Genomic DNA, 25,909 nt, shown 5'->3' with positions numbered 1-25,909 from the left:
CCCTCTCAGTGTGAGATCGCCTTGCCACCAATTGCCAATTACATTATTCATTTATTACTGGCAGCGGTTTTATTGCTGGTATTTTTCCGCATCTACACCTGGGTCACGCCATTCGATGAAATTTTGCTGATCCGGCAGGGCAACAATGCTGCCGCCCTGTCGCTCGGCGGCGCCATGATCGGGTTCTCGCTGACGGTGGCTTCGGCCATCCTGCATACCGCCAGTTATCAGGAATTTCTGGCCTGGGCGGCCGGAGCGCTGGTAGTGCAGGTGCTGGCCTACGCGGTGACCACCAAACTGTTGCATATCTCGAAGGAGCACATCGAGTCCGGCAATACTGCCTTCGGCGGCCTGATCGGTGCAGTTTCGCTTTGCCTCGGCGCGATCAACGCGGCCTGCATTTCCTGATTCCTTCACTCCACGGGAAAACATCATGAGTCTCGGTTCATTTATCAAGAAACAGTTCATTGACGTACTGCAATGGAATGAAGACACCGAAGGCGTACTGGCCTGGCGTTTTCCGATGCAGGACTTTGAAATTCAGAGCGGCGCCGCGCTGACCGTGCGCGAGTCGCAACTGGCGGTGTTCGTCAATGAAGGACAGATTGCCGACGTTTTCGGACCGGGCAACTACACGCTGACCACCAACACCTTGCCGGTGCTGACCAATCTCAAGAACTGGGACAAGCTGTTCGACTCGCCTTTCAAGTCGGATGTCTATTTTTTCAGCACCCGGGTGCAGACCGGGCGCAAGTGGGGCACGCCGCAACCGATCACGATCCGCGACAAGGATTTCGACATGATCCGGGTGCGTGCCTTCGGCATGTATTCCTATTTCGTGACCGATCCGAAATTGTTCTTCACCAAAATCAGCGGCACCCGTGAGGTATATACACGCGATGACGTCGAAGAACAGTTGCGCGGCCTGTTGCTGGCGACCATGGCCAGTTCGCTCGGCGGCGCCAATGTGCCGTTTCTCGATATGGCTGCCAATCAGGCCTTGATGGCGCAACAGGTCAAAGGCGATCTGGCGGAAGCGTTCGGCAAGTACGGTATCGGTCTCGATGAATTCAATGTCGCCAGCGTCAGCCTGCCGGACGAACTGCAGGCAGCCCTCGACGAGCGTATCGCAGCCGGTATGAAGGGCGGACTCGGTGCCGACAAGATGGCCGGCTTCACGCGTTTTCAAGTGGCTACCTCGGTGCCGCTGGCGGCGCAGAATGAAGGTGGTCTGGCGGGCATCGGCGCCGGTTTGTCATCCGGTCTGGCGATGGGGCAGGTGCTGGCGCAAGGCATGAAGGAGGCGATTGCACCGGAAGGCGTTGCCACGCCAGCAGCACCTCAGGCGCCGGCAACCGCGCCGGCAGCGGAAGTGCCGATTGCCGACCGTCTGGAGCAGCTCAAGCAGTTGCTTGATAAGGGCTTGATCTCCGCTGCCGACTACGACAGCGCCAAGAGCGAATTGCTCAAGAAACTGATCGGGTAGAACCAGCTCTTGATTCCTTTCGCCTTTTAATTCATGCAGAACGTTTCTTGTCCCAGCTGCGGCGCGCAGGTTGCGTTCCGCTCGCACGCCTCGGTCATGGCGGTATGCGAATTCTGTAAAACCACCATTCTGAAAGATGCTGACAGCGTCAAGGACATCGGCAGGATGTCGGATGTGCTGCAGGATTATTCACCGATCCAGATCGGCACCAGCGGTGTCCAGGATGGCCGCGCATTTACCGTGATCGGCCGGATCCAGTTGCGTTATCCGGCCGGTATCTGGAACGAATGGTATCTGTACACCGAAGATGGCCGCGAATCATGGCTGTCGGATGCCTCCGGCCTGTACACGCTGACTACTGCGCAAACGCCGCCGGCAGACAGCACGGGCTTGCCGGAATTCACGGCGCTGACGCCTGCGCACGCCTATGTCATCGCCGCTGAGCAATATGTTGCCAGCGATATTCGCACCGCCGACTGCATCGGCGGTCAGGGCGAGTTGCCATTCAGCGTGCATCAGGGCTGGCAAGCACGGGTTGCCGATTTCCGGCGCGGCAGCAAGTTTGTCACGCTCGATTATTCCGATGCCGGACCACCGAAAATCTATGCCGGTGTGGCGGTAGCGCTCGATCAGCTGAATTGCCAGTTGCTGCGTGAGGATGATGTGATTCAGGCCAGCGCCGGCAAATTCGATGGCAAGGTGGCGCCGCTCAATTGCCCGTCGTGCGGCACCAGTGTCAGCTATGTACCGGGTTTGACCACCCATCTGCTATGCCCGTCCTGTCATGCCGAGGTGGATACCAGCGGTGTGGTGGCGCAAGTGCTGGCCGCCGGCGAGCGCGTCAAGGCCGTATCGACGACGCTGGAACTTGGTGCCCGTGGCGCGATTGCCGGCAAGCAGTACGAAATCATCGGTCTCATGTTGCGCCGTGATGATGAAGGCAGCAAATGGACCGAGTATCTGTTGCACAGCGAACGCGCCGGTTTCTTGTGGCTGGTTGAAACCGAAGATGGCTGGTCACGCTCACAGGCGCGCGAAGACTGGCCGGTATGGGATCTCGGCGATACCGCCGCGATTGGCAACCGGGCTTTCCGCAAACTGTATGAATATGATGCCGAGGTCGTGTTTGCGGCCGGCGCATTCAACTGGAAAGTGGTGACCGGCGACAAGGTCAAGGTGGTCGAGTTTGAAAACAGGCAAGACCGTCTGGCCGCAGAGATGACTGCCGAAGAAATCACCTGGTCATTTTCTTCTCCGGTGCCTGACGATCAGATCAAGGCCTGGTTCGGCGCCAGCATCAAGCCGGGCAACGGCAAACCGCTCGAAAAAAGAAAGCTGGGGGCGACTGCCAAGGTGTTCATCTGGATCATCCTGATCCTGAATGCGATTCCGATGCTGTTTTCATTCAAGACATCGTGGCTGTTCACGGCATTGGGACTGGCAGCGGTCTATCTGCCGGCGAAATTTATCGACACGTTTGGCGGCGACAAGAAATGAACGGTAAATTCATCATTTACGCCTTGCTGGTCACGGCACTTTCCACGTGTTCCAACTGGGGCCGCATGGCCATGATGGCCGGCACTACCGGTGGCAGCAGCAGCGGCAGCAGCTGGAGTTCCAGCACCGGCAGCAGCGGCGGTTCGTGGAGCAGTTCGGGCGGAGGCCACAAGTGAGTGCAACGCTGCATAAACCGGCCGGGCAACATTTGCTGGCAGATCTGTATGGCGTCACCGGCGAGATCCTGACGCAGGTGGCGGCGATTGAAGCATTATTGCGACAAAGCGCACAGGCCGCCGGCGCCACCGTTGTTCACGGTCATTTCCACAGTTTCGGTCGCGGCAAGGGCGTCACCGGCGTGCTGCTGCTGGCGGAATCGCATATGTCGATTCACACCTGGCCGGAAGCCGGATTCGTCGCCGCCGACATTTTCATGTGCGGCAGTGCCGCGCCGCAACGCGCACTGGCAGTGATTCAGGCGGCGTTGCAGCCAAGCTCCACCGATATCAAGAATATTGCGCGCGGCAACGCCACTCAGGATTGACGGGACGGACGCTGGCGGCAAATGATGCGGCGGCGTTTGACATGCAGGTCGGTATCCACGAATGGCATCGCCGCACATGCCGGCACTTGCAAGCCATGTCGCAACGCCACTGCCGTGATGGCATGGATCAAGACCTGCTGCGCTGAAGCCGCGTCACCGCTGACCGCGATATGCAAGGTCAGGCCGTGTTGTTCAATCCGGTAGTCGGGCAAGGCATGCGGCGCGGTGGTGACGGCGTGACGCAACATGTCCGGGTAGAGCGCGCCGATGTCGCCGTTGTCGCTGCGCGGCAACCACAGAATATCGTCGCAGCGGCCTTCGATCGCTTCCAGCGCCATGGTCACGCGACCACAGGTACAGGGCGCGTCGCGCACCCGCAAGATATCGTTGAGCCGATAGCGAATCACCTGCTGCGTGGTGCGCGTGAAGTCGGTCACGATCGGCACGAAACGCTTGCGCTCCTGATCCAGCCATTCCGGCTCGATGTGTACAAACTCTTCATTGAGATGCATCACGCCATGCTCGCAGGTATAGCCGAGAAATCCTTCGGTGCATTGGTATAGCTGATGTACCAGTCCGCCAAAGGCTTGCGCTATGCGCTGCCGGTCATCCGGTTCCAATACTTCGGCCACGGCGATCACGCGCCGCGGTTGCAACCTGATCTTGCCGGCCAGTTGCAGTTCGGCGAGGCGGCCGAGAATGCGTGCCGGTGCTACCAGAATATCCGGCGCATGCTGTTGCACCTGTTCCAGGTAGACGTCGAGGCCATGCAGTAAATCATAAAAACGGAAATCGACACGCTTGCTGTTGAGCGTCGTATAGAGATTGCTGTTGGCGCGCAGAAAAAATGCCACCCGGATCGGCGCGCCGCCGGGGCCGCCGGTCAGCAGATGTCGCAGCAGTTCCGGCGGTAACACCCGCGCCAGCATGATGCCGGCCCATTTGCTGCGCTCCTGATCGGACGCCATGAAGATGCCGCGCGGACCTTGCGTGCCGCTCGACAAACCGACGGTAACGCCGCGCAAGGAGGGGGCAAAATCGCGCGAGGCTTCGCTTGCCAATGCCACCGAAGTCGCTTCGTCGAGCGTAATGCCGGCATCATTCATGTGGGCGAAATTGGCCAGCATCACGCTCTTGTCGATGACCGGCAATTGCGCCAGCGTGCTGCCGGTGAAGCGGCTGTAAAACGCCGTACGCGGCAATTGTGTCGCGAGAAAACGTTTGATCTGACGCGCTTGCCAGGCTTCCAGCGCGGACCGGTTTCTGAATTTCAGACGCCAGCGGGTGCGGGCAAAGTGAAACGCCAGGCGGCCAAGTTCAGGCAGTTTCATCGCGATAACTATTCCAGGTTTGCACACAATGGGAGGGAATCAGTTGCGGGCTGTGCGCATGCGCCGCTATTTGCTGCAACTGATGGAAGGTGCGCGCGTAATCGCCGGCGCTGTCAAAGATGCGGCGCGCCAGCCAGGTTGGGGGCCGGTCTTGTTGCAGACTGATATTGCTCCAGCAGGCATCGCCCACCATGAACACCTGACGGTCATCACGCTGACGAAACACGATACCCAATTGACCGCGGCTGTGTCCGGGCAACGGAATCGCCAGCATGCTGCCATCGCCGAAGATATCGTAACCGCGCTCGAATGGTCGGCACTCGGCTGGCAGCGCATGCCCCGCAGTGTCTTCGACATACATCACCCGTTGTGCAAAATCATCCGGCATCAAGGCCGGCAAGAACGCATGCAGCAAACCGCCGATACGCGACTTGCGTTGCATCGTTTCGTGTTCGGCGCGCATGGTGATGAAGCTGGCGTTGGGGAAATCGCGCAGACCGGCGATGTGATCGCCGTGCATGTGCGAGATCACCACATGGCGGATATCGCCGGCAGTGATGCCGCTGGCTTGCAATTGCGCCAGCAGGGTTTCTTCCGGCGGCAGCGACAAGGGCGTGATCCAGCGATACATGCGCTCGGGAAATTGCCGCGTTGCTTCGATGAAGTGATTACTGTAACCGGTATCGAACAAGATCCAGCCCCGCGTCGGATGTTGCAGCAAACCGCACAACGCCGGAAACATCATGCTGGCCCAGCGTCCGCCGCGCATGGCAACACATTCCGGATGGGTGCAATGACCCACCTTCAGCAAGCGGAAATCGAGTCTCGGTGCGGTCATTGTGATGCTTTCTGCAGGCGCCACCATTGCGCAGTGCGCGCCATGCCATCGGCCAGCGAGACGCGCGGCTGATAGCCGAGTACGGCGCGGGCGCGTTGCAAGTCCAGCGTTTGCGAAAAAGCAATCGCACCCAGCGAGTAGCGCGTGAATGGCGGTTCCCATCCGGGGCGCAGTTGTGCCGCCAGTTCCAGCGCGCGGGCGGCCAGATCGGCGACGACGTAAGGCCGGTGGGCGGTAGTGACGGGCAGATTGAATTGCGTTGCAATCCGCGAGAACAACTCGGCGGCGGCAATCGGTTCGCCATTGGTGATATTGAACACAGGTGTTGTTTCTGATGCCGGCAATGTCAGCGCCGATACAATGGCATCCACCACATTATCGACATACGTCATGTCGAGCAGGGCGCGGCCACCGCGCAGCAAGGGCACGCGGCCATACTGCATCAGCCGCAGCAGGCGCGGCAGCAGGGCGTTATCCCAGGGACCGAAGATGGCGCGCGGACGCAAGATCGCTGCCGCTGGCAAGTGCGCCGCCTGTATCAATTGTTCCGCCTGATACTTGGTGCGGGCATATTCATTGACCGGGGGCGGTAGCGCATCGTGTTCCGCGATCTGCAAACAATCGGCAAAGCGAAAGTAAATACTCGGGCTGGAAATATGCACCAGCCGCGCAATGCCATGCGTGCGGCAGGCGGCCAGCACTTCGGCGGTGGCGTCGACATTGGCGCGGCGGAATGCCGCACGCGCACCCCATGGCGATGCCAGTGCCGCGCAATGGACGATGGCTTGGGCGCCGGCGCTGGCGTCCAGCACTGCGCGGGCGGCGCTATCGCTGCCGTGGTCGATGCGCGCGAAGCGGACTTGTTGCGGTGCACGAGCGGCATTGATGACGTCGGTGGCAACGCGTTGATCGCGACCGCTGAACACCACCTGATGGCCATCGGCGACCAGGCGCCAGACCAGATGGCGTCCCAGAAAGCCGGTGCCGCCGCTGACGAATATTGGCATGGAGAGGGGGGATTTCACGGGTCAGTAAGTCAGCACCATGCCGCCCATGGTCAGACCGGCGCCGGTACCGATCAGCAACAGCGGATCGCCACGTTTGGCCCGGCCACCGGATATCGCCATATGCAAAGCGGTGGGCAACGAAGCGCCGACCTGATTGCCGAAATCGGTGAAGATATCGACCAACTGGCTGGCCGACAATGCCAGGCGTTTGGATAAATGATCAAGCGCCAGCTGGCTGGCCTGATGCGGCACTACCAGTGCGATTTCCTGCATGCGCATTTTGGCGGTGGCCAGCAAGTCGGCGGCAAACGTCGGCAATTCCCCTGCGACCAGCTTGAATACCGATTTGCCTTCCATATGAAAGACCGACAGCGGATCAATCGGACTGCTCAAGCGACGCGGATGGAAACGCGAACCGCCAGCCGGGATTTTGCAGTGACCGACACCGGCCGACAGCGTTTCGGTACGCGAGCTGAGAATCGAAGACGATTCGCCGGCGCGCGATTTGCGGATCACGACGGCAGCAGCGCCGTCACCGAAGATGCCGCATTCCTTGAGCCGGCTCCAGTCGAGGCCGAAGGTAGCGATATCGGCTGAGACCAGCATCACATATTGGTAGCGTCCGGCCTCCACCAGATAACTCATGGTATCGAGGCCGGTCAGAAATGACATGCAGCTGGCGCCAATATCAAAGGTGCTGGTGCGTTGTGCCGTCAAACCGAGTTCGGCGTGAATCAGCGCTGCGTTGTAGGGCAGGGCCTGATCCATGGTGGCGGAAGTGGCGACCAGACAATCGATGTCCGACCATTGCAAACCGGCATCCTGCAAGGCGGCACGACATGCCTGTGCTGCCAGTTGCGCGGCGGTTTCGGTGGTCGACAGAAAACGTCGCCGCACGCCGGTCTGCTTCAACGTGCTGCCTGCGCGCAGGCCCAGTTTATGGTCGAGCTGATCGCTGCTCAGTTGTTGTTGCGGTAACGCCATGCCACTGCCGATGATTCTGATATTACGGGGATTCAATGATTGCCTCTTGGTATTCTTTCAAGATCTTTTGCCATGATCGTGTTTGCTGCCGGGCAATTGGTTGCCATCAGCGCCACTGCACTGTTGCGCAGCGGTGAAGCCATCTTAAACAAGCGCATTAAAAAAACAACTCTTTTCAGCAACTGCTACATGGTCTAACCTGCGAAGCATCAAATAACGATACCTTTGCCATTCATGACGGAAATCCATCGATTGCTTGCTACAGTAAAGCGTCAACTGAAATTGCGCGGCCTGACCTATCGTCAGGTGGGTGAAGCACTGGACTTGTCGGAACCCAGCGTCAAGCGCCTGTTTTCCACTGGCAGCCTGACACTGGAGCGACTGGCGCAACTGACCAAATTGCTCGATATGTCACTGGCCGAGCTGGTGCAGGAGGTTGCATCAGAACAAGCGCCGCTCAGTCACCTGAGTGTGCAGCAGGAACAGGAACTGGTTTCTGATACGGCCTTGTTGCTGGTTGCCGTGTGCGTGTTGAACCACTGGCCGCTGGAAAAGATTTTGCAAAACTATCAGCTCAGCGAAGCGGAATGTGTGCAAAAACTGCTGCGGCTGGACAAGATCAGCCTGATCGATGTGTTGCCGGGCAATCGCGTGCGGCTGAATGTTACGCGCAATTTCGACTGGCTGCCGGACGGCCCGATCCGGCTGTTCTTTCGGGAACTGGCGCTCGGTGATTTTGTCAACAGTCCGTTTTCCGGACAGTTTGAAACGCTGGACTTTGCGCACGGCATGCTGACGCGCACCGCGACCCTGCAACTGCAAACCAAATTGCGTCGCTTGCGGCAGGAGTTTGCCGAGCTGCACAAGGAAAGTCTGGAAGTGCCATTCGAACAAAGGCACGGCACCGGTTTGTTGCTGGCGTTGCGCGAATGGGAGCCGCAGGGTTTTGAATCCCTGCGCAAGCCGGCATGATGATGTTGAAAGACAGAGATGAATCAGAGACGAATAAATACCAATGAAAAAATATACCGAGGAACACGTCTGAGATGAGCGCGCAGCAAATAAGTAGGTGGTCGCGCTTTTGGCATATGGCGTCTGGCTGGGGCAGTGTCGGCGTGGTGTACACGCTGAGCGGCTGGCTGCAGGGACCGGGAACGGTACTGCCGGAAACCGCCCTTGATCGTCTGATCAGTTTCAATCCGGATGGCATCTGGCTGTACCTGTCATTCTTCGTGATCATCCCGGTCGCATACTTCACCACCGACGTCCCTCGCATGCGCTGGCTGATGCGCAGCATGCAAGTCTGCGCGGTTTTGTGCGGTCTGGTTTTCATGCTGTGGCCGACCACGCTGGTGTATCCGGAAGTCAGCGGCGATGGCATCAGTGTGTGGGTATTCCGGTTGTTGCTGGCCGGCGACTCCAGTCAGAACTGCCTGCCATCACTGCATGCCGCGCTGACGCTGCTGAGCGTGTGGGCCTTGCTGGACCGGCGTCGCCCGTGGCGCTCGCTGCTGGCAGTCGGGTGCGGCATATGCATCTGTTTTTCCATCATTCAGTTGCGACGTCATGTCAGTATCGACCTGGCGGCCGGCTTGCTGGTTGGCTGGTGCAGCGGCTGGCTGTGTCTGCAACGGCGGCCGGCGTCACATGAAAATCGGGCGGTGACATCATGAGCGTGTTTGCCATTTCTTTCCTCGTGATCATCGCCTCGGTGCTGGCGGAGTTGCTCTATCTCAAGCTGGCGCGCGGCAAGCCGGTTCCATGGAAAGAGGTCATTTTCAATCTCGATTCCGGTCATATCCTGATGTGGATTTTCCGTGGCGTGGAAATTTTCCTGTTCGGCGTATTGTTGCAGCATGTGAATCTGCATGTGGTCGATCAATGGCCGCCGGTATGGCAATGGATTTTCGCGTTCATCGCCTGGGATTTCTGTTTTTACTGGATGCACCGGCTGCATCACAAAATCGGCGTGCTGTGGGCGGTGCATGTGGTGCATCATCAGGGCGAACATTTCAGTCTGTCGCTCGGCAGCCGCAATTCCTGGTACTCGTCGTTGTCGAATTTTCCGTTCATCGCGGTTCTGGCGGTGCTCGGCGTGCCGCTGGAAATTTTCGTCACGGTATCGTCAATTCATTACTCGGTGCAGTTCTACAATCACAACGGCATTATCGGCAAGTCCGGCTGGCTGGAAAAATTCATGATCACGCCGGCGCATCACCGCGTCCATCACGGCACCGATCCGGTGTATCTGAATCGCAATTTCGGCGGCACCTTGCTGTTGTGGGACAAACTGTTCGGCACCTTTCAGGCCGAACGCGACGATATCGTGATGCGTTACGGCGTCAGCGGCAAAGGCAATACGCCGAGCAACAATCCGTTCTGGGCCAGCAACGCGCCATTTTTCCGTTACTTCGGCTGGCGTCTGCCGGATATGCAAGGTGGTCGCCGCTGGCAGGTGCCGGATCTGTTCATCGGTAGCGGTGGCATGATCTTGTTCGGCCTCGTGATTTACTACGTCAATCAGGAAGGACGCATCGATGCCATGCAGCAAGTGCTGATGTTTTGCGGCATCTTTCTGGCGACGGTGGCGCTCGGCGGTTTGTCGGATCAGCGCCGCTGGGGCGGGGCGCTGTGGGTAGCATTGGCGCTGCTGATGCCGCTGTTGTTTGTGGGCCAGTATGAAGTGCGCGAACCGGTGCCGGTGTTGTTGTTCATCCTGCTGTTGCTGCATGGGCTCGATGGCCTGCGCCGCTTGCACCTCAGTGCGCGGCGGGCTGGTATGGATGCCGGTCAGGCGGGGCTGGATCGATGAGTGTCACGCAAAAAAATCCCCGGCCGGCATTGCCGCCGGTGCGCTTCCGGCCGGCGGCCGATTCCGCGTTCCGCAGCGAATTGCGACAAGCTGCCGAGCAGTATCTGACCAGCCATTCGGAACATCGTTTCGGTAACGCCGGACATTATCTGAAAGGCATCTTGCTGGCCCTGCTGGCCGCCGCTGCGTATTGGCTGGCCGTCAGTGCCGGTCAGCTGTGGCGCTTTGCGCCGGCGTATTTCGCCTTTCTGTTTCTGGCGATGTTGCTGGCCATGAATGTGTTGCATGACGCCGCCCATTACGCCTACGTTCGCCAGCCGTGGCTCAATCGTCTGCTGATGCGTCTGGTCAGTATTCCGGTCGGTATCGATCCGGCATTCTGGACCATCCGGCATGTGCATTTTCACCATACCTACGCCAACATCGAAGGCTACGATCTCGATACCGAACCGAATCCGGTATTGCGGCAAACACCGTATCAGCGCTGGTTGCCGCATTTCCGTTTGCAGCATATGTACTGGCCGCTGGTGGCGGCAATTTCCTTGCCTTACCTGTGCTGGTATTCAGACTGGGCTGATCGTTGCGGCGCGACCAAGGTTGCGGCCACCGGCAAACGCGACGGCTGGCCGGGCTGGCCATTGTTTTTGAGTTTGAAAATATTGCATCTGACAGTCGCCGTGCTGCTGCCGGTCTGGTTCTTGCGCGACAGCGGTATCGGCTGGGGGCAGGTGGTGCTGTGCTATGTGCTGGGACAAATGCTGGCTTCTTGTTTCCTGGTAGCGATGATTCTCGGCACGCACTGGGCCGAAGTCGATTTTTTCCAGCCACCGGCAGCCGGTGTCATGCCGCATACCTGGCATGAACATACCTTTCGCACTGCCTGCGACTGGACGCCGGCGCCGCGCTGGCTCGATCATCTGATGGGCGGTCTCAACTACCATTTGACGCATCATCTGTTTCCGACCTGGAGCCATCGTCACTATCGCTCGCTGGCATCCATCGTGGCGCAGGTGGCGGCCAGACATCAACTGAACTACCGCAATCTGGGCTATTCGCAATTGTGGACATCACAGCAGGCATTCCTCCGCGCCATGGGGCGAAAACCATAGCGCGGAAAAGTGACGGTCAGCCGGCTGGATTCAACAGTGCAAGCCGGGTTTCGTGGCCGTGTTGCTGCACGCTCTGCGCCTTGCCATAGCTTTCCATCAGAGCCCGGTACGGCGGCACGATGTGATCCACCATCACGGCAGCAAAGTCCATCGCATCGGGACGATTCCAGGTGTGCATGATTTCTGCCAGCACTGCATACGTATCGATGGGCACGGCGCCGGCCTGGGTCACGCGCGCGATCGTGATGTCAGTCGCCATCGTCGACCAGTTGCCAGAAGCATCGATAATGGCAAACACCTTGTAGCCGGCAGCCAGTGCGCTCAAGGTCGGGAATGCCATGCACACGCTGGTAAGGGTGCCTGCGATCAGCAGCGTTTTGCGTCCGGTTTTTTCAATCGCCTCGACCCAGGCCGGGTTGTCCCAAGCGTTGATCTGTCCGGTACGGGGAATGTAAACCGCCTCCGGATGATGTTCATGAATTTCCGGAATCAGCGGCCCGTTCGGACCATCCGGCACCGACGCCGTGGTGAAGGTCGGGATCCGGGCCAGGCGGGCCACCTTGGCCAGTGCCGTCACATGCGCACGCAAGGTCGGCTGTTCGATATCGCGGACCAGCTGAAACAAGCCGCTTTGATGGTCGATCAGCAGCATGACGGCGTCATCCGGATCGATCATCGGCGTCTGGTCGTTGAAGTTGGCGGGTGTGCTCATGGTATTGCTCCTGGTGGGGGGGATTGGAACTGCGAGGGGAGTCTGAAAAAATGTGATGCCGGCCGGCTGGCCGGCATCACTACGTCTTACCGTGTTTCTTGCAGCGCCGGTGCGAAGCGTCCGGCGTTGAAGTCGTTGATGGCTTCCACGATTTGCTCTTGCGTGTTCATCACGAACGGGCCGTGACCGACAATCGGTTCATCGATCGGCTCGCCGCTGATCAGCAGTACCACTGCATCGTTGTTGGCCTCGATCGAGACACCGCTGCCATCGGCATCGAGCAACACCATTTGCGCATCACGTGCGACCACGCCACCGTTGACCTGTACCGTACCGCGCAACACGATCAGTGCCGAATGCCATCCTGCCGGCACTTCCAGTTGGCTGATGCCGCCCGGATTCAACTTCAGGTCCCACACATGCATCGGCGTATGGGTATGTGCCGGTCCGTTGTGGCCATCGAAATTGCCGGCAATCACCCGCACCGTGCCAGCACCATCCGGCAATGCCACTGCCGGAATGTCACGGTCGCGAATCGCCTGATAGCCAGGGGCCGTCATTTTTTTTGCCGCAGGCAAGTTCACCCACAACTGCACCATTTCCAGTTGCCCGCCGGATCCGGCGAAGGCTTCCGAGTGAAACTCTTCATGCAAGATGCCGGCGCCGGCAGTCATCCATTGCACATCGCCGGGGCCGATCACGCCGCCCTGGCCGGTGGAATCCTGATGCGCGACTTCGCCCTTGTAGACGATGGTCACGGTTTCGAAACCACGGTGCGGATGCTGACCGACGCCGCGTGCTTGCCGGCTTGGCGCAAAGTCGGCCGGTCCGGCGTAGTCCAGCAGCAAAAACGGGCTCAATTGCTTGCCATGGGTTTGATACGAAAACAGGGAGCGCACCGGAAAGCCGTCGCCGACCCAATGCGGACGGGGAGCGCTATACACGCCGAGAACTTTTTTCATGATCACCTCCTGGTTAATGCAACAAATTGTTGATGCATGAAGGATAGTCAATGAACGATGGAGGCGGTAGATAGTAAAATCGACCATCAGCGTTCTGAAAATGGAACGATAAAGTCGAATGTTGAGTTGGGGAAACGTGATGGCAATGCAAGACTTGAACGATCTTTACTATTACGTGCAGGTGGTGGATCACGGCGGCTTCGCCCCGGCCGGACGCGCGCTCGGCATACCGAAATCGAAACTGAGCCGGCGCATCGCCTTGCTGGAAGAACGTCTCGGCGTGCGCTTGCTGCAACGAACTACGCGCCGCTTTTCGGTCACCGATGTCGGGCAGACCTATTACGACCATTGTAAAGCGATGCTGATCGAGGCGGAAGCGGCGCAAGAGGCAATCGATGTCACGCGCGCCGAACCGCGCGGGGTGGTACGCATTGCTTGCCCGGTAGCATTGCTGCATGCGCATATCGGCGTGATGGTGGCCGACTTCATGGTGCAGCATCCGCGCGTGACGGTGTATCTGGAAGCAACCAATCGCCGCGTCGATCTGGTCGGCGAAGCGATTGATATCGCGGTGCGGGTGCGGCGACCACCGCTGGAAGATAGTGACCTGGCGCTGCGGGTACTGGCAGAACGCAGTCAATGCCTGCTGGCCAGTCCCTCATTGTTTGGCGACAGTACGATTCCCGCAGTGCCGGCTGATCTGGCCACCTGGCCGAGCCTGGCATTGGGACTGACGCCGCAACAGCACGTCTGGAATTTGCTGCACGCGAATGGCGCGCAGGTTGAACTGCATCACCAGCCGCGCTTTGTCAGTGACGACATGCTGGCCTTGCGCAGCGCTGCCGTGGCCGGAGTCGGCATCGTGCAATTGCCGACCATGCTGGTGCGGGAACACATTGCGCAAGGTCAATTGATGCCGGTGGTCGCGGACTGGCGGCCGCAACAGGAACTGATCCATCTGGTATTCCCGTCGCGGCGCTGCCTGTTGCCATCGGTACGCGCGCTGATTGATTTTCTGGCAGAGCGTTTCGCGGCACTTGATGAAGAGTGAGGGCCGGCGCGGTTCAGGGCGCCGGTCAGAGGCGGCTCACGCGGCGCGATGAAAACTCACCGTGGTGTAACTGGTGGCCGGATTGCGCAATTCCCTGGCGCTGCGTTCAGCCTGGTCCATCGCCGCCAGTTTGACGTGCCCATAGCCGCGAATCTGTTCCGGTAGTTGCGCCAGCTTCAGCAGCATGGTTTTATTTTCGCGACTGAGATCCGCCACGATCTCATCGACCAACGCCAGATAATCATCGCGCAAGCGCCGTTCACGCCGGCGTTCTTCGGTGTAGCCGAAGATATCCAGCGGGGTTTCGCGCAGAAATCTGAAACGCGCCAGTACCCCGAAAGCCGGCAGCATCCAGCTGCCGAACGTGCGCTTGGCCGGCAAGTCGGAGCCCTTGCGACGCTTGGGCAGAATCGGCGGCGCCAGATGAAACTGCAACCGGTAGTCGCCTTCGAATTGCGCTGCGATTTGCTGTTTGAATTGCGGGTCGGCATGCAGGCGCGCCACTTCGTATTCGTCCTTGTATGCCATCAGCTTGAACAGATAACGCGCCACCGCTTTGGTCAGCGGCTTTTTCGAATCGCTGCCATCGACTTCCATTTCCTTTTGCTCAACCAGTCGCACCGCTTGCAGGTAGCGCTCGGCATACGCCTGATTCTGATATTTGTGCAGCCAGTTGCGGCGGAAATCGATCATGCTTTCCAGCGATTGCGGTAGCGCGAATTGAATCGGCTGTTGAAGCGGTTCCGTCAATTGCCTGACAGCGTTGGCATCGGCGGCCAGCAAACGTCCCAGAAGGAAGGCTTTCTTGTTCATGGCGATGGCCACCTGATTGAGTTCAATCGCCCGCAGCATGGCCGTCAGGCCGACCGGCACCAGACCCTTTTGCCAGGCATAGCCGAGCAGCAGGATATTGGCGCTGATCGGATCACCCAGCACTTGCGCTGCGGTCGCCTGCGCATTGAGGAGATGCGTGCTGCTGTCGCCTGATGCGGTACGAATCTTTTCCAGCAATGCCGGCTGGCGCAGATCGGCATCCGGGTTGTGCGTGAACTCTGCGGTCGGAATTTCATTTTCATTGGCCACCACTTGCGTATGATCGCGCCGCATCACGGCCAGCGCATCCGGCATGGCCGCCACCACCAGATCGCAGGCGAACACGGCATCGGCTTGTTGCAAATCGATGCGGACCTGATTCAACGCCAGCGGTGAAGCAGCCACCCGCACATGCGACATGACGGCGCCGCCTTTTTGTGCAAAGCCCATGAAATCGAGTGTTGATGCGCCTTTGCCTTCCAGATGCGCGGCCATCGTGATCAGCGCACCTACCGTAACGATGCCGGTGCCGCCGACGCCGGCCACCAGAATTTCAAACGGTTTGTCAAAGCTGCACACTGCTGGCAGCGGATATTGCTGCAGGCGGCGCTCCAGATCTTCCTGACTGATGCTGGCGGCGGCAGGCTTTTTCAATGTGCCGCCCACGACCGAAACGAAGCTCGGGCAAAAACCTTCGATGCAGGAATAATCCTTGTTGCATGACGATTGCTCGATCTGGCGTTTGCGACCGAGTGCGGTTTCCAGCGGCAGGATCGACAGACAATTCGACTGCACCCCGCAATCGCCGCAGCCTTCGCAGACGGCAGGGTTGATCAGCATGCGGCGCGGCGGATCGGGAAACACCGTCTGGTCCGGTTTGTTTTTCTTGCGCCGGCGACGTTTTTCCGCAGCGCATGTCTGGTCATACACCAGCACCGTGACGCCGCTGATGTCGCGCAACTGACGCTGCCAGTAATCGAGCTCGCTGCGATGATGCACGCTGACGCCATCCACCAGTTTTACGCTGGCGTATTTTTCCGGCTCATCGGTGACCACGATCACTTTGACTGCGCCTTCGCTGACTACTTGCTGCACGATTTGCGGCACGCTGGTTTTGCCATCCACCGGTTGCCCGCCGGTCATGGCGACCGCATCGTTGTAGAGAATCTTGTAAGTGATATTGGTACGCGCGGCAATTGCTTGCCGGATCGCCAGATAACCCGAGTGGTAATAGGTACCGTCGCCGAGATTCTGGAATACATGCTTTTCGCTGACAAAGCGTGACGCCGCAACCCAGGTCACGCCTTCGCCACCCATCTGGGTCAGATGTTCGGTATCGCGTTGCATCCAGGTTGCCATGAAGTGACAGCCGATGCCTGCCAGCGCGCGACTGCCGGCCGGCACACGGGTCGATGTATTGTGCGGACAACCGGAACAAAAGTAAGGCGTGCGCTTGACCGCATCGGCACCATTTGACAACAGGTCGGCGGCGCAGAATTTCGGCAGGTGTGCTGCCAGATCAAGTGCCGGCAGTTTGGGCGCGAGCCAGCGGATCAGTGCCGGCGCAATGCGCGAAGGCCGCAATTCACCGAGCGCCGACAGCAGTGGTTGTTGATTGAGATCGGTCTTGCCGAGGATGCGCGGGCGGCAATCGGTGGCGAAGTTATACAGCAGGCTTTTCAATTGATCTTCGATCACCGCGCCTTTTTCTTCCACCACCACTACTTCATCGAGGCCACGCACAAACGATAGCAGGCGCGTCTGTTCCAGCGGGTAGGTGAGACCGGGTTTGTAGAGCCGGATACCGTGACGTTCCAATGCGGCCTGATCCAGACCCATGCGCTGCAAGGCTTCGAGCAGATCGAGATATGCCTTGCCGGCGCTGATGATGCCGAACTTGCCGTGGGGCGCGGCGACGATCAGACGGTCAATCGAATTGCTGCGTGCAAATGCTTGCACCGCCTGCAGCTTTGCCGCGACGCGTTGTTCGATGTCCAGACTCGGCAGATCAGGCCAGCGATAGTGCAGACCTTGTTCCGGATAGACATAATCGTCGGGCGTGACAAAGGACGCTGCAGCGGGAATTTCCACTACCGCGCCGCCTTCCACGGTTTCCGAAATCGCCTTGAAGCCGACCCAGTTGCCGGAAAAGCGCGACAAGGCCCAGCCGTAGGGGCCGAACTCCAGATACTCTTCGATATTGGCCGGGTTGAGAACCGGCATGCTCCAGGCCATCAAGGCTTGCTCGCTCTGATGCGGCAACGACGAAGAAACGCAGCCGTGATCATCGCCGAGCACCACCAGTACGCCGCCATGCGGTGAGCTGCCGTAAGCATTTCCATGCTTGATGGCGTCACCGGAGCGGTCGACGCCGGGACCCTTGCCGTACCACATGGCAAACACGCCATCGACCGTGCGGGCCGGATTGGTTTCTACCTGCTGCGTGCCGAGCACGGCAGTGGCGCCGAGGTCTTCATTGATGGCCGGCAAGAATTCGACATTGTGCGCTTGCAGCAACGCGTTGGCGCGCCAGACTTCCTGGTCGACGGCACCCAGCGGCGAGCCGCGATAGCCGCTGATGAAGCCGGCGGTATTCAGGCCGGCATCGGCATCGCGCTGCTTTTGTGTCACCAGCAAGCGCACCAATGCCTGTGTGCCGGTCAAAAATACGCGTCCTGATTTTTGCCGCAAATTGTCTTGCAACTGATACTCTGCGTGCACCAGCGGCATGCAAGAATTATTTTCCTTATTCTCTTTCGGCGCTGGCGTTGCCAGCAATTGCTCGTTCATCAATCCCATGTCTGCTCCGTCTTGTCGTGTGCTGGCGCTTGGTCAGCCTTTTGTATTTGACGGTCATGGTAGGGCGCGGAGGCGAGAGAATTATTTCTCATTGCCGGTGCAAAATAAGCAATTCAGATAAAACATTTTTCTTTTCATCGGTATATGGAAAATCCTACTCTTGACGCTGCGTCGATCAAAATCTTGCAGGAATTGCAGAAGAACAGTCACATCTCGACCAATGAACTGGCCGAGAAAGTTGGCATGTCGGCTACCCCGTGCTGGCGGCGGCAGAAGGAACTGGAAGAGAAGGGTTACATCGTGCGCTACTCGGCGATTGTCGACCGGCGCAAGGTGGGCTTGTCAGTATGTTGTCTGGCCAACATTTCGCTGACGCGCCATGCCGAAGGGGTGGTGGAGAATTTCGAAGAAGTGATGCGGCTGCGGCCGGAGGTGGTGGAGTGTTATGAAGTTACCGGCACTTCCGATTATGTGGTCAAGATCGTGGTGCACGACATGAATGCGTACCATAACTTCTTGCACAATGTTCTGGTGAAGATTCCCGGCGTGTCGCAGGTCAATACCAGCGTCGCCTTGCGTGAAGTCAAATATGAAACGGCCTTGCCGCTGGTGTGACGCAGCAATAGAGCAGGCTCGCAGACCGGATCAGGATAGCGCTTCGGGTGACGGCAGCGCCAGTTGCCGGAACTCGCGCGGCGTCAGGCCGAAACGCTCTTTGAATACACGGCTGAAGTGGGCGGCATCGTTGAAGCCCCAGCGGAAACAGATGGTCGAAATGTTTTCTTTGCTGCGCTGGGTATCGGTCAGATCGATGCGGATGCGCTCCAGCCGGCGCTGCATCAGATGCTCGGAAAAATGGGCTTCGCGCTCGGAAAACAGTTTATGGATATAGCGCGCCGAGACCTTGAATTGTTGCGCACAGGTCGCCACTGACAACGACGGATCATCGAGGCAGCATTCGATATGTTGCAGCAGATCGCGATAGCGCTGATCGGCTGCTGCGGCCGGCCGGGCCGCCGGTGCCAGCCCGGCATAGATCTGCATCACCAGCGCCGTCATGGCGCGATCCACCGCCGCCAGTTCCGCCATCGAGAACGTATGCAATTGTTTGCTGACGGCTTCGATCATCGGCAACAACACCGCCAGCATCGGATCGCTGCAGCGGATCTTGGTTTGTTGCATTTCATGTTGCTGATCGCGCGACGATACCAGTTTGGAAAACGGTACCCGCAGGAAAAAGAAGCGGGCGTGGGATTCCACCGCAGTCGAGGTATCCATCGACCAGGTCGAGCGGCCCACCGCCACTTCGCCCGGTGAAAAGCGCAGGCATTCGCCATTCTGGGTGACCGACACCGTGCCCGAGCGCGGAATCAATAACACCATGTCATCCAGCGAAGCATCACTCCATTCACGCCGTTCGCGCAACATTTCATGACCCGACGCTTCGACCGAGGCCAGCAAGCCGCCGGCGGGCAGACGCCGGCCCTGAATCCGGGCAAAAAAGGAAGTGTCGCGCGGATGCACCTGATAGCCGGGCATCACGATATCGTTGAGGGTGCGCGCCCAGTTGCCGCCATTGCGGGTGCGCTCGCTGAGCAGCGCAGGTTGTCGATGTGTGTGAACAGTAGCGATGCGACCCATGATCTTCCTTGTCCCCCGATGATGAATATGACCAACCTGATATTCAGCTGAGATAGCCAACTGCGGCGATTGTGACGCGGCTTGGCGTTCTTGTCGATATGCGCTTTCATTATAGCGACGGTGCAGGCAAGGACAAGACGCCGCCGGGACCGTCCTTTACTCTTCGCTGACATATTCATCAGGGAGAGAAGAAAGTCATGGAATTCAGCCAGCAAATCAATCCGGAGTGGTTTGACCCGAAACGGATCGATCCTGAAATGCAGGAACTCAATCGCCAGCTTGAACAACAATCGCGGGACAATCCGGCGCGCTGGGAAATGGCGCTGGAAGTCGAACGCGGCCGTACGCCCGGCAACGGCATCTTGCAGCCGTCGGCGATTGCCGACGGCGTGACGGCAGAAAATTTTCATATCGATGGTCCCGGCGGCAAGTTGCTGATTCGCAAGTTGACGGCCACATCGGGAACCGCGCCGGCCGGCGTTTATCTGCATCACCACGGCGGCGGCATGTGCATGGGATCGGCCCACGGCCAGGACGGCATGCTCAGCAATATCGTGCTCAACGCCAATGTCGTGGTGTTGAGTGTCGAATACCGGCTGGCGCCGGAACATCCGTTTCCGGCGGCACCGGCCGATGCAGAAGCGGCAGCCTGGTGGCTGGTGCGCAATGCGGCCCAGGAATTCGGGACCGAAAAGCTGGTGCTCGGCGGTGAATCGGCCGGCGCTTACATGTCGGTGATGGCGACCTTGCGCTTGCGTGATCGGCATGACTATACCGGTCTGGCCGGCATCAATCTGAATCAGGGCGCTTACGATTTGCGCATGACGCCAAGCGTCAAGGCCAGCGATGAAGGCTTGCTGGTCAATCGCCGCAGCTACCACGCGCTGATGAATCGCTTTGTGCCGGGCGAGTTGCGCAACGATCCGGAAGTATCACCGCTGTTTTACGACCTGCGCAATTTGCCGCCGGCATTGTTCACCGCCGGCAGCAATGATCCATGTCTGGACGACAGCCTGTTCATGTACATGCGGTGGATCGCGGCGGGTAACCAGGCCGGGCTGGAAGTGTTCCCCGGCGGCTTCCACGGTTTCATGATGTTCAATACCGCCATGGCGCAGACCGCCAATGCCCGTATTGTGCGTTTCGTGCGACAGGCATGTGGCGGCGAATGAGGAGGGCAGTGAAGTAGTGGTTGAGGAGGCAGGACGCTAAATACATAATGGCGCCGAGGTTTGGCGGGGACGAGACAACAGGAAAATATAATGAACAAGAAATTGCAACGGACAAGGGCAGTAACCAGACTGGCGGCATGCATTGCCGCACTGACGGTATGTGGCAGTGTGGCAGCACAAACCAATGTCACGATTTACGGATCGATTGATGCCGGCGTGACGTATGTCACCAACGAAGGCGGCAAGAACAACTTCCGCATGGATGGCGGGCTGTCGCAGGGCAACCGGCTCGGCTTCAAAGGCAGCGAAGAACTGGGTGGCGGCAACAAGGCGATCTTCGTTCTTGAAAACGGCTTTGCCGTGGATAACGGGACTGCCCGCCCCAACGGCCAGATCTTCGGGCGGCAATCCTATGTCGGTCTGAGCGGTCCGGCCGGTACCATTGCGATGGGACGACTGGTCGATTTCATGGGCGAGAAAGCGGCGCTGTACAACGTCGGCTATGCCGGTTTCGGCGGCCTGTATTCGGTGCACTTGCTGGATCTTGATCGTTTGTCCGGGGTGCCGGTCAATAATGCGGTGCGCTATCTGTCGCCGAATATCGGCGACTTCACTTTTGGCGCCATGTACGCCTTCAGCGAACGTGCCGGCGATGCTGCCGGCAATGACCGCACCATCAGCCTGATGGCGCATTATCTGGCCGGACCGGTATCGATTGCCACTTTCTATACCGAAGTCAAAGGCGGCACGCTCGACGTTTCACAATTGATCGGCAAGCCGCTCGGCACGGAAGTCTGGGGCGGCAATGCCAGCCGCAACTATGGCGTCGGCGGCAGTTACGACTTTGGCAAATTGCTGGCCTTCGGCATGGTCACGCAGTCCCGTTTTAGCGCCATCAACGGCGGTGCGACCAAACAAGCCATGGTGTACGAAGCTGGCGGCCGTTACCGTTTCAATGCCACCACTGCACTCGGTCTCGGTTATACGCACACACTGGCCGAAGGCCTGCGCTTCGGGCAATTGAGTTCGGGTCTCGATTACATGCTGTCCAAACGCACCGATGTCTATTTGATGTCGAGCTACGAACGCGCTTCCGGGCGCGCCACGTCGGCGGCGATTGCCGCCTTGCCGGTCAGTGGCGGCAGCAGTCAGATGTTATTCCGCGTTGGTATGCGTCACCGTTTCTGAAGAGGATCCCATGTTGCTTCAAAATGACAGCGCCGAAGCGCGCTTGCTGGAGTTGAATCTGGTATTGCCGGAACCGACCAAACCGGCTGCCAACTATGTGACGGCGGTGCAGGCTGCCGGGCTGGTATTTATGGCGGGACAAGGACCGCTCAGCGACGGCCAGATCCGTTTTGCCGGCAAGATCGGCAGTGATCTGAGTGAGGAAGACGGTTATCAGGCATCGCGCCTGACGGCCCTCAATCTGCTGGCGAATCTGCGCCAGGAACTGGGTTCGCTGGATCGTGTGACACGGGTGGTCAAACTGATGGCGTGGGTCAACAGCGCGCCCGGTTTTCAGCGTCAGCATGTAGTGGTGGACGGCGCTTCAGATTTGATCATGGCGGTGTTCGGCGAGCGCGGCAGACATGCGCGCAGTGCGGTATCGTCGAATGAATTGCCATTCGGGATTGCAGTCGAGATCGAAATGATTGTGGCTTGTTCAGCGGAAGTCCCGGCACCCAATGCATAACTTATACCAACGATGCAGCAAGCATCGATTTACAGGAAGCAGGGAGACAGCATGAATACAGTCACGGCAAGCGCCGGCGCCCAAGGTGTACCCATCGGCAAAAAGAAAATGCTGGTGGCGACCACGATTGGCAATGCGCTGGAATTTTTTGATTTCACGGTGTACAGCTTTGTCGCCATCATCATCGGCAAATTGTACTTTCCGACCATGTCACCGTACGGCCAGTTGCTGTTGTCGGTCGCTACTTTCGGCGTCGGCTTCGTCATGCGGCCGCTGGGCGGCGTTATTATCGGCGCCTATGCTGACCGCCGTGGCCGCAAGGCGGCGATGACGCTGACCATTTATCTGATGGCGCTCGGCTGTGCCATGATCGGGTTTGCGCCAACCTATGCGCAAATCGGCATCGCCGCACCATTGATCATTTTGACGGCGCGCCTGATTCAAGGCTTTTCTGCCGGTGGCGAAGTGGCCGCATCGACCACCTTGCTGATCGAATACGCCACGCCCAAAAATCGCGGTTATTTCGGCAGCTGGCAATTCGCCAGTCAGGGCCTTGGCATCACGCTCGGCGCGGTACTGGTCGGTTTGCTGTCCTATAACCTGACACCGGCAGCGATGGAAAGCTGGGGCTGGCGCATTCCCTTCATGGTTGGCATGCTGATCGCACCGGTCGGTTTGTACATTCGCAGCCAGTTGCATGAAACGCATGCAGCACCGGCCAACAGCAAAGAGGGTCGCAGTTCGATCCGCATCGTGCTGACTATTTACGGCAAAGATACCTTGCTCGGCACACTGATGATCATCGGCGGCACCGTCTGCGCCTACATCATCACGTTTTACATGCCGACCTATGCGATTCGCGAACTCGGCTTGCCGATGCCGCTGGCACTGATGTCGGCGATCCTGTCGGGTTTTCTGATGTTCGTGGTGGCGCCGTTCGTCGGACACTGGGCCGACAAAGTGGGCCGCAAGCCGCTGATCCTGTATTCACGCATCGCCTTCGTGCTGCTGGTGTATCCGAGCTTCTTGTGGCTCACCGCAGAACCGAGCGCGGAGCGTCTGCTGCTGATCGTCGGCGTACTGAGCATCCTCACCAGCATCCAGGCCGCACCGGCAATCACCATGATTCCGGAAATGTTTCCGAAAGAAGTGCGTGTCACCGGCATGTCAGTGGTCTACAGCGTCGGCGTCGCCCTGTTCGGCGGCTTCGCCCAGTTCTTCGCCACCTGGCTGATTCACGCCACCGGCAGCAAACTGGCCCCGGCCTGGTATCTGATCGTGCTGGTGTCGCTGTCGACCGTGGCCTTGTTCTGGATCAAGGACAAGACCGGGCGGGAGATTGATGGCGAGAAGGGGTGAGGTAAAACGCTTCCCGGTTACTACTCAGCAAGGCCGGGAAATGCGCGGGACGGCAAGCTCTGGAATTGTGCTTGCCGTCCCATTTTCCGGATTCAATCTGCATTGGTGCGAACCCTGGCGCAGTCAGGTCAATCGGCGCCTAGCTGGCGCTTATATAGCCGGCATCGGCCGGGACCATCGTCTTATATTGTGCGTCTTTGCGGTGTAGCCAATTCAGAAATTTTCTGTCGCGCATGGATGGCGGTGCTTCTGTCATCGATATCTGGCACAGCTTGTTAAAAATGCTCAGTTGTTCTTTTATCCGATGCCGTCCGGCATTGCCAGCGAACTGAGACAGCGGCAATACTGCCAAGATAAACATCGGCTGGATCAGCGTGGCATGGGCGCTTTTTTGTAAATGTAAACCTGCTGAAACGGTGCCATTGATCTGGAGGCGATATGTCAGCGTAGCGAAAATTTCTGCGCTGGACTCCCTGTCTCCGGACGCCAGGGAACGTATGCGATTTTTTTGAGCGCGGATGTCGATTGCCGATCCATCCGCTTCGCTCTGCATCACCACGAGCTCATGCCGGCTTGATCACGGATATTGTAAAACTGCGGCTTGGATTAAATCTCTGGTATCGAATCTCCAGGTAAGTACAGCGTACCCGGCTTCGATCTGCGCGCGTTGTGCAATGCTTTCGTCTCGTTTAAACAGATAAGCATTCCACCAGCGACGGACACCTGAAAACATGATTGCTCCTTTTCGTTTTTACATGATGCGCCAGCCGACAGGGCTGAGGCCAGGAATTTTTGGTGTACGTAGAATAAAAACCATCGCGGCCGGCACCAGTCCGGTCCTTGGTGCATTGCAAGTTGATGTGACGCAACCTCAATAACGGTCTCGATAGCGTGTGGGTGCCTCGGGGGAAATTGATTTTTCTATTGAACGGCATTCAACAAGAAAAACCGCTACGGTGAAAGCGCAGTGGCTTTTTCTGCATCAGAGTCGCTCTGACTTTGCGCCTATTCAGCTACTTGTGCCGACATCGAAAACTCTCCAGATTGGACGTGTATAGAAAATCCATTTTTCTATACATGTCATCGCGTATGTGCATAGAGCGTGAAGTTTTTAATACACAATAAATTGCATTCGGACCCTCGGTCGCTATGGCGTTTTTTTCGGTTTCCTGCCGTTGTTCCTACGCTAAAAGCCATGATTGCTGACTTCTCCATAGAGGAGATAGCGGATAATCTGGCCAAGCTGCAACAGTTGAATATCCCTATTCCTCTGAGTGCGGATCGGGCGCAGTTTTATTTACGGTTGCTCGCATTGCGCAAACAAAAGATTGAAATGTCATTAAATGAATACAATTGAACACATCGTCGAGCCGGAACGGCTGTGGTTGCTTTGGCGGTCAAATGCAACGCCAACCAGTATGCGCCTGATAGTGGGTGAAATAAGCCGCGCTGAAAATGGCATGCAGGCAATATTGCGGTACAGAAATGGAACGCCCGATTTCGAAACCGCACAACAAGAAGGATTTAAAGGCTACCCGTCTTTCAAGCTATCAGCCTTGGAACATCAACAGGGGGTGTTGGACGCATTCGTTCGGCGATTGCCACCACGCTCACGGGATGATTTTTCAGAATATCTGGACAGATACAGGTTGCCCAATAATGCCCGATTTTCAGACTTGGCGTTGCTTGCTTATACGGGAGGAAAATTGCCAAGCGATGGGTTTGAATTTTGCGCCGATCTGGATCAGGCTCGTCCGCCTTTTGAGCTTGTCATTGAGATAGCCGGTTTTAGATACCAAGACTCGGCGCAAGCATCAGATCTCGAAATTGATGCAGAAGTGCGCTTGGTTCCAGAGCCAGAAAACACCTTTGATGCAGACGCAATCGCAATTTTGTACCGTGGCAATCGTATCGGGTATGTTCCCCGGGGATTGGCTTCGACGTTTCGAGGCTGGTTGAATAACGGATATGAAATTACAGCGACCATTGAACGTATTAACGGGAAGCCTGAGCGACCATTGATCTATTTATTTGTTAAGGTTCGATAATTGCAGTGCAGGAGTATCGCCAGCCAACAAAAAACCCGCCAGGCCAAA

28 protein-coding genes are annotated in these 25,909 nt (G+C 58.0%); 18 read left to right on the top strand and 10 right to left on the bottom strand.

Annotation, left to right across the window (positions count from 1 at the left end):
* Positions 1-21 precede the first annotated feature (21 nt).
* From AKL27_RS08815 to speD, 5 genes are read left to right on the top strand one after another with little or no spacing between them, the layout of a single operon-like run.
* Positions 22-408, top strand: a complete 387-nt coding sequence (locus tag AKL27_RS08815) for a DUF350 domain-containing protein (RefSeq protein ID WP_050462432.1) — start codon at positions 22-24, stop codon at positions 406-408.
* Between the two features lie 25 nt (positions 409-433).
* Positions 434-1,486: an SPFH domain-containing protein gene (locus AKL27_RS08810; RefSeq protein WP_050462431.1), complete on the top strand. Its 1,053-nt coding sequence runs from the start codon at positions 434-436 to the stop codon at positions 1,484-1,486.
* Between the two features lie 33 nt (positions 1,487-1,519).
* Complete coding sequence (locus AKL27_RS08805) at positions 1,520-2,983, top strand: DUF4178 domain-containing protein (RefSeq protein WP_050462430.1); 1,464 nt, start codon at positions 1,520-1,522, stop codon at positions 2,981-2,983.
* Positions 2,980-3,159: a hypothetical protein gene (locus tag AKL27_RS27085; protein ID WP_083438944.1), complete on the top strand. Its 180-nt coding sequence runs from the start codon at positions 2,980-2,982 to the stop codon at positions 3,157-3,159. The genes AKL27_RS08805 and AKL27_RS27085 overlap by 4 nt, the downstream gene beginning before the upstream one ends.
* Positions 3,156-3,527, top strand: a complete 372-nt coding sequence (speD, locus tag AKL27_RS08800; protein WP_050462429.1) for an adenosylmethionine decarboxylase — start codon at positions 3,156-3,158, stop codon at positions 3,525-3,527. The genes AKL27_RS27085 and speD overlap by 4 nt, the downstream gene beginning before the upstream one ends.
* On the opposite strand, the gene AKL27_RS08795 is transcribed toward speD, so the two are convergent.
* The 4 genes from AKL27_RS08795 to AKL27_RS08780 are packed head-to-tail and all read right to left on the bottom strand — an operon-like array spanning position 3,518 to position 7,723.
* The gene (locus AKL27_RS08795) at positions 3,518-4,858 is read right to left on the bottom strand and encodes a F390 synthetase-related protein (RefSeq protein ID WP_050462428.1); all 1,341 of its coding nucleotides are present in this window, start codon (positions 4,856-4,858) and stop codon (positions 3,518-3,520) included. The two genes, speD and AKL27_RS08795, sit on opposite strands and share 10 nt — an antisense overlap.
* Positions 4,845-5,696 (bottom strand): MBL fold metallo-hydrolase, encoded by an 852-nt coding sequence (locus AKL27_RS08790; protein WP_050462427.1) that lies wholly within the window; start codon positions 5,694-5,696, stop codon positions 4,845-4,847. Before AKL27_RS08790 ends, AKL27_RS08795 begins: the two co-directional genes overlap by 14 nt.
* On the bottom strand, positions 5,693-6,703 hold the full coding sequence (locus AKL27_RS08785) for an NAD-dependent epimerase/dehydratase family protein (protein WP_050462426.1): 1,011 nt from the start codon (positions 6,701-6,703) through the stop codon (positions 5,693-5,695). The genes AKL27_RS08790 and AKL27_RS08785 overlap by 4 nt, the downstream gene beginning before the upstream one ends.
* Before the next feature lie 21 nt (positions 6,704-6,724).
* Complete coding sequence (locus AKL27_RS08780) at positions 6,725-7,723, bottom strand: 3-oxoacyl-[acyl-carrier-protein] synthase III C-terminal domain-containing protein (protein WP_232310939.1); 999 nt, start codon at positions 7,721-7,723, stop codon at positions 6,725-6,727.
* Positions 7,724-7,759: 36 nt separating this feature from the next.
* On the opposite strand from AKL27_RS08780, the gene AKL27_RS28630 reads away from it, so the two are divergent.
* The 5 genes from AKL27_RS28630 to AKL27_RS08760 all read left to right on the top strand — a co-directional run bounded on the left by AKL27_RS28630 (position 7,760) and on the right by AKL27_RS08760 (position 11,608).
* Complete coding sequence (locus AKL27_RS28630) at positions 7,760-7,885, top strand: hypothetical protein (RefSeq protein ID WP_269749201.1); 126 nt, start codon at positions 7,760-7,762, stop codon at positions 7,883-7,885.
* Positions 7,886-7,921: 36 nt separating this feature from the next.
* Positions 7,922-8,659 carry a helix-turn-helix domain-containing protein gene (locus tag AKL27_RS08775; protein ID WP_050462425.1) on the top strand — a complete coding sequence of 246 codons (738 nt, stop codon included), beginning with the start codon at positions 7,922-7,924 and terminating at the stop codon, positions 8,657-8,659.
* Between the two features lie 74 nt (positions 8,660-8,733).
* Positions 8,734-9,360 carry a phosphatase PAP2 family protein gene (locus AKL27_RS08770; RefSeq protein WP_050462424.1) on the top strand — a complete coding sequence of 209 codons (627 nt, stop codon included), beginning with the start codon at positions 8,734-8,736 and terminating at the stop codon, positions 9,358-9,360.
* Entirely contained in the window at positions 9,357-10,499 is a 1,143-nt protein-coding gene (locus AKL27_RS08765; protein ID WP_050462423.1) for a sterol desaturase family protein, read from the top strand. Before AKL27_RS08770 ends, AKL27_RS08765 begins: the two co-directional genes overlap by 4 nt.
* Positions 10,496-11,608, top strand: a complete 1,113-nt coding sequence (locus tag AKL27_RS08760) for an acyl-CoA desaturase (protein ID WP_050462422.1) — start codon at positions 10,496-10,498, stop codon at positions 11,606-11,608. The genes AKL27_RS08765 and AKL27_RS08760 overlap by 4 nt, the downstream gene beginning before the upstream one ends.
* Before the next feature lie 16 nt (positions 11,609-11,624).
* Here AKL27_RS08760 and AKL27_RS08755 read toward each other — a convergent pair whose 3' ends face one another.
* Entirely contained in the window at positions 11,625-12,320 is a 696-nt protein-coding gene (locus AKL27_RS08755; protein WP_198155919.1) for an isochorismatase family protein, read from the bottom strand.
* 86 nt (positions 12,321-12,406) lie between these two features.
* Complete coding sequence (locus AKL27_RS08750) at positions 12,407-13,282, bottom strand: pirin family protein (RefSeq protein WP_050462421.1); 876 nt, start codon at positions 13,280-13,282, stop codon at positions 12,407-12,409.
* 145 nt (positions 13,283-13,427) lie between these two features.
* Between AKL27_RS08750 and AKL27_RS08745 the strand changes: the two genes are divergently transcribed.
* Complete coding sequence (locus AKL27_RS08745) at positions 13,428-14,333, top strand: LysR family transcriptional regulator (protein ID WP_050462466.1); 906 nt, start codon at positions 13,428-13,430, stop codon at positions 14,331-14,333.
* Positions 14,334-14,369: 36 nt separating this feature from the next.
* Here AKL27_RS08745 and AKL27_RS08740 read toward each other — a convergent pair whose 3' ends face one another.
* Positions 14,370-17,876: an indolepyruvate ferredoxin oxidoreductase family protein gene (locus tag AKL27_RS08740; protein ID WP_050462465.1), complete on the bottom strand. Its 3,507-nt coding sequence runs from the start codon at positions 17,874-17,876 to the stop codon at positions 14,370-14,372.
* A 213-nt stretch (positions 17,877-18,089) separates the two neighbouring features.
* On the opposite strand from AKL27_RS08740, the gene AKL27_RS08735 reads away from it, so the two are divergent.
* Entirely contained in the window at positions 18,090-18,560 is a 471-nt protein-coding gene (locus AKL27_RS08735; RefSeq protein ID WP_050462420.1) for an Lrp/AsnC family transcriptional regulator, read from the top strand.
* Between the two features lie 30 nt (positions 18,561-18,590).
* Here the strand turns inward: AKL27_RS08735 and AKL27_RS08730 are convergent, their stop codons facing one another.
* Positions 18,591-19,586 carry a helix-turn-helix domain-containing protein gene (locus AKL27_RS08730; RefSeq protein ID WP_050462419.1) on the bottom strand — a complete coding sequence of 332 codons (996 nt, stop codon included), beginning with the start codon at positions 19,584-19,586 and terminating at the stop codon, positions 18,591-18,593.
* Between the two features lie 197 nt (positions 19,587-19,783).
* Here AKL27_RS08730 and AKL27_RS08725 point away from each other — a divergent pair, with 197 nt between their 5' ends.
* The 4 genes from AKL27_RS08725 to AKL27_RS08710 all read left to right on the top strand — a co-directional run bounded on the left by AKL27_RS08725 (position 19,784) and on the right by AKL27_RS08710 (position 23,813).
* Positions 19,784-20,758 (top strand): alpha/beta hydrolase, encoded by a 975-nt coding sequence (locus tag AKL27_RS08725; protein WP_050462418.1) that lies wholly within the window; start codon positions 19,784-19,786, stop codon positions 20,756-20,758.
* Positions 20,759-20,848: 90 nt separating this feature from the next.
* Positions 20,849-21,946 carry a porin gene (locus AKL27_RS08720; RefSeq protein WP_050462417.1) on the top strand — a complete coding sequence of 366 codons (1,098 nt, stop codon included), beginning with the start codon at positions 20,849-20,851 and terminating at the stop codon, positions 21,944-21,946.
* Positions 21,947-21,956: 10 nt separating this feature from the next.
* The gene (locus AKL27_RS08715; RefSeq protein WP_050462416.1) at positions 21,957-22,454 is read left to right on the top strand and encodes a RidA family protein; all 498 of its coding nucleotides are present in this window, start codon (positions 21,957-21,959) and stop codon (positions 22,452-22,454) included.
* A 51-nt stretch (positions 22,455-22,505) separates the two neighbouring features.
* The gene (locus AKL27_RS08710) at positions 22,506-23,813 is read left to right on the top strand and encodes an MFS transporter (RefSeq protein WP_050462415.1); all 1,308 of its coding nucleotides are present in this window, start codon (positions 22,506-22,508) and stop codon (positions 23,811-23,813) included.
* Between the two features lie 139 nt (positions 23,814-23,952).
* Here AKL27_RS08710 and AKL27_RS08705 read toward each other — a convergent pair whose 3' ends face one another.
* Both AKL27_RS08705 and AKL27_RS27660 read right to left on the bottom strand, forming a co-directional pair.
* Positions 23,953-24,369: a hypothetical protein gene (locus AKL27_RS08705; protein WP_157056859.1), complete on the bottom strand. Its 417-nt coding sequence runs from the start codon at positions 24,367-24,369 to the stop codon at positions 23,953-23,955.
* A gap of 21 nt (positions 24,370-24,390) precedes the next feature.
* Positions 24,391-24,546 (bottom strand): hypothetical protein, encoded by a 156-nt coding sequence (locus AKL27_RS27660; protein WP_157056858.1) that lies wholly within the window; start codon positions 24,544-24,546, stop codon positions 24,391-24,393.
* Between the two features lie 462 nt (positions 24,547-25,008).
* Here AKL27_RS27660 and AKL27_RS27655 point away from each other — a divergent pair, with 462 nt between their 5' ends.
* Both AKL27_RS27655 and AKL27_RS08700 read left to right on the top strand, forming a co-directional pair.
* Positions 25,009-25,170, top strand: coding sequence for a hypothetical protein (locus AKL27_RS27655; protein ID WP_157056857.1), 162 nt, complete (start codon positions 25,009-25,011; stop codon positions 25,168-25,170).
* A complete protein-coding gene (locus tag AKL27_RS08700) occupies positions 25,157-25,861 on the top strand; it encodes an HIRAN domain-containing protein (protein WP_083438941.1) in 705 nt (234 codons plus the stop codon). Before AKL27_RS27655 ends, AKL27_RS08700 begins: the two co-directional genes overlap by 14 nt.
* Positions 25,862-25,909 lie beyond the last annotated feature (48 nt).

Origin of the sequence: Herbaspirillum autotrophicum, from assembly GCF_001189915.1 — a bacterium.
Lineage (GTDB): Bacteria > Pseudomonadota > Gammaproteobacteria > Burkholderiales > Burkholderiaceae_D > Herbaspirillum > Herbaspirillum autotrophicum.
Note: the sequence above shows the minus strand (reverse complement) of the source record. Positions and strands in the feature narration are given on the sequence as shown.

Coding starts and splice junctions, on each gene's coding strand:
- AKL27_RS08790 (WP_050462427.1), bottom strand. CDS start 5,696: ATGACCGCACCGAGACTCGATTTCCGCTTGCTGAAGGTGGGTCATTGC.
- AKL27_RS27655 (WP_157056857.1), top strand. CDS start 25,009: ATGATTGCTGACTTCTCCATAGAGGAGATAGCGGATAATCTGGCCAAG.
- AKL27_RS08755 (WP_198155919.1), bottom strand. CDS start 12,320: ATGAGCACACCCGCCAACTTCAACGACCAGACGCCGATGATCGATCCG.
- AKL27_RS08700 (WP_083438941.1), top strand. CDS start 25,157: ATGAATACAATTGAACACATCGTCGAGCCGGAACGGCTGTGGTTGCTT.
- AKL27_RS08805 (WP_050462430.1), top strand. CDS start 1,520: ATGCAGAACGTTTCTTGTCCCAGCTGCGGCGCGCAGGTTGCGTTCCGC.
- AKL27_RS08720 (WP_050462417.1), top strand. CDS start 20,849: ATGAACAAGAAATTGCAACGGACAAGGGCAGTAACCAGACTGGCGGCA.
- AKL27_RS08760 (WP_050462422.1), top strand. CDS start 10,496: ATGAGTGTCACGCAAAAAAATCCCCGGCCGGCATTGCCGCCGGTGCGC.
- AKL27_RS27660 (WP_157056858.1), bottom strand. CDS start 24,546: ATGTTTTCAGGTGTCCGTCGCTGGTGGAATGCTTATCTGTTTAAACGA.
- AKL27_RS08735 (WP_050462420.1), top strand. CDS start 18,090: ATGGAAAATCCTACTCTTGACGCTGCGTCGATCAAAATCTTGCAGGAA.
- AKL27_RS08775 (WP_050462425.1), top strand. CDS start 7,922: ATGACGGAAATCCATCGATTGCTTGCTACAGTAAAGCGTCAACTGAAA.
- AKL27_RS08725 (WP_050462418.1), top strand. CDS start 19,784: ATGGAATTCAGCCAGCAAATCAATCCGGAGTGGTTTGACCCGAAACGG.
- AKL27_RS08710 (WP_050462415.1), top strand. CDS start 22,506: ATGAATACAGTCACGGCAAGCGCCGGCGCCCAAGGTGTACCCATCGGC.
- AKL27_RS08795 (WP_050462428.1), bottom strand. CDS start 4,858: ATGAAACTGCCTGAACTTGGCCGCCTGGCGTTTCACTTTGCCCGCACC.
- AKL27_RS27085 (WP_083438944.1), top strand. CDS start 2,980: ATGAACGGTAAATTCATCATTTACGCCTTGCTGGTCACGGCACTTTCC.
- AKL27_RS08750 (WP_050462421.1), bottom strand. CDS start 13,282: ATGAAAAAAGTTCTCGGCGTGTATAGCGCTCCCCGTCCGCATTGGGTC.
- AKL27_RS08770 (WP_050462424.1), top strand. CDS start 8,734: ATGAGCGCGCAGCAAATAAGTAGGTGGTCGCGCTTTTGGCATATGGCG.
- AKL27_RS08715 (WP_050462416.1), top strand. CDS start 21,957: ATGTTGCTTCAAAATGACAGCGCCGAAGCGCGCTTGCTGGAGTTGAAT.
- AKL27_RS28630 (WP_269749201.1), top strand. CDS start 7,760: ATGATCGTGTTTGCTGCCGGGCAATTGGTTGCCATCAGCGCCACTGCA.
- AKL27_RS08785 (WP_050462426.1), bottom strand. CDS start 6,703: ATGCCAATATTCGTCAGCGGCGGCACCGGCTTTCTGGGACGCCATCTG.
- AKL27_RS08740 (WP_050462465.1), bottom strand. CDS start 17,876: ATGCCGCTGGTGCACGCAGAGTATCAGTTGCAAGACAATTTGCGGCAA.
- AKL27_RS08765 (WP_050462423.1), top strand. CDS start 9,357: ATGAGCGTGTTTGCCATTTCTTTCCTCGTGATCATCGCCTCGGTGCTG.
- AKL27_RS08730 (WP_050462419.1), bottom strand. CDS start 19,586: ATGGGTCGCATCGCTACTGTTCACACACATCGACAACCTGCGCTGCTC.
- AKL27_RS08810 (WP_050462431.1), top strand. CDS start 434: ATGAGTCTCGGTTCATTTATCAAGAAACAGTTCATTGACGTACTGCAA.
- AKL27_RS08745 (WP_050462466.1), top strand. CDS start 13,428: ATGCAAGACTTGAACGATCTTTACTATTACGTGCAGGTGGTGGATCAC.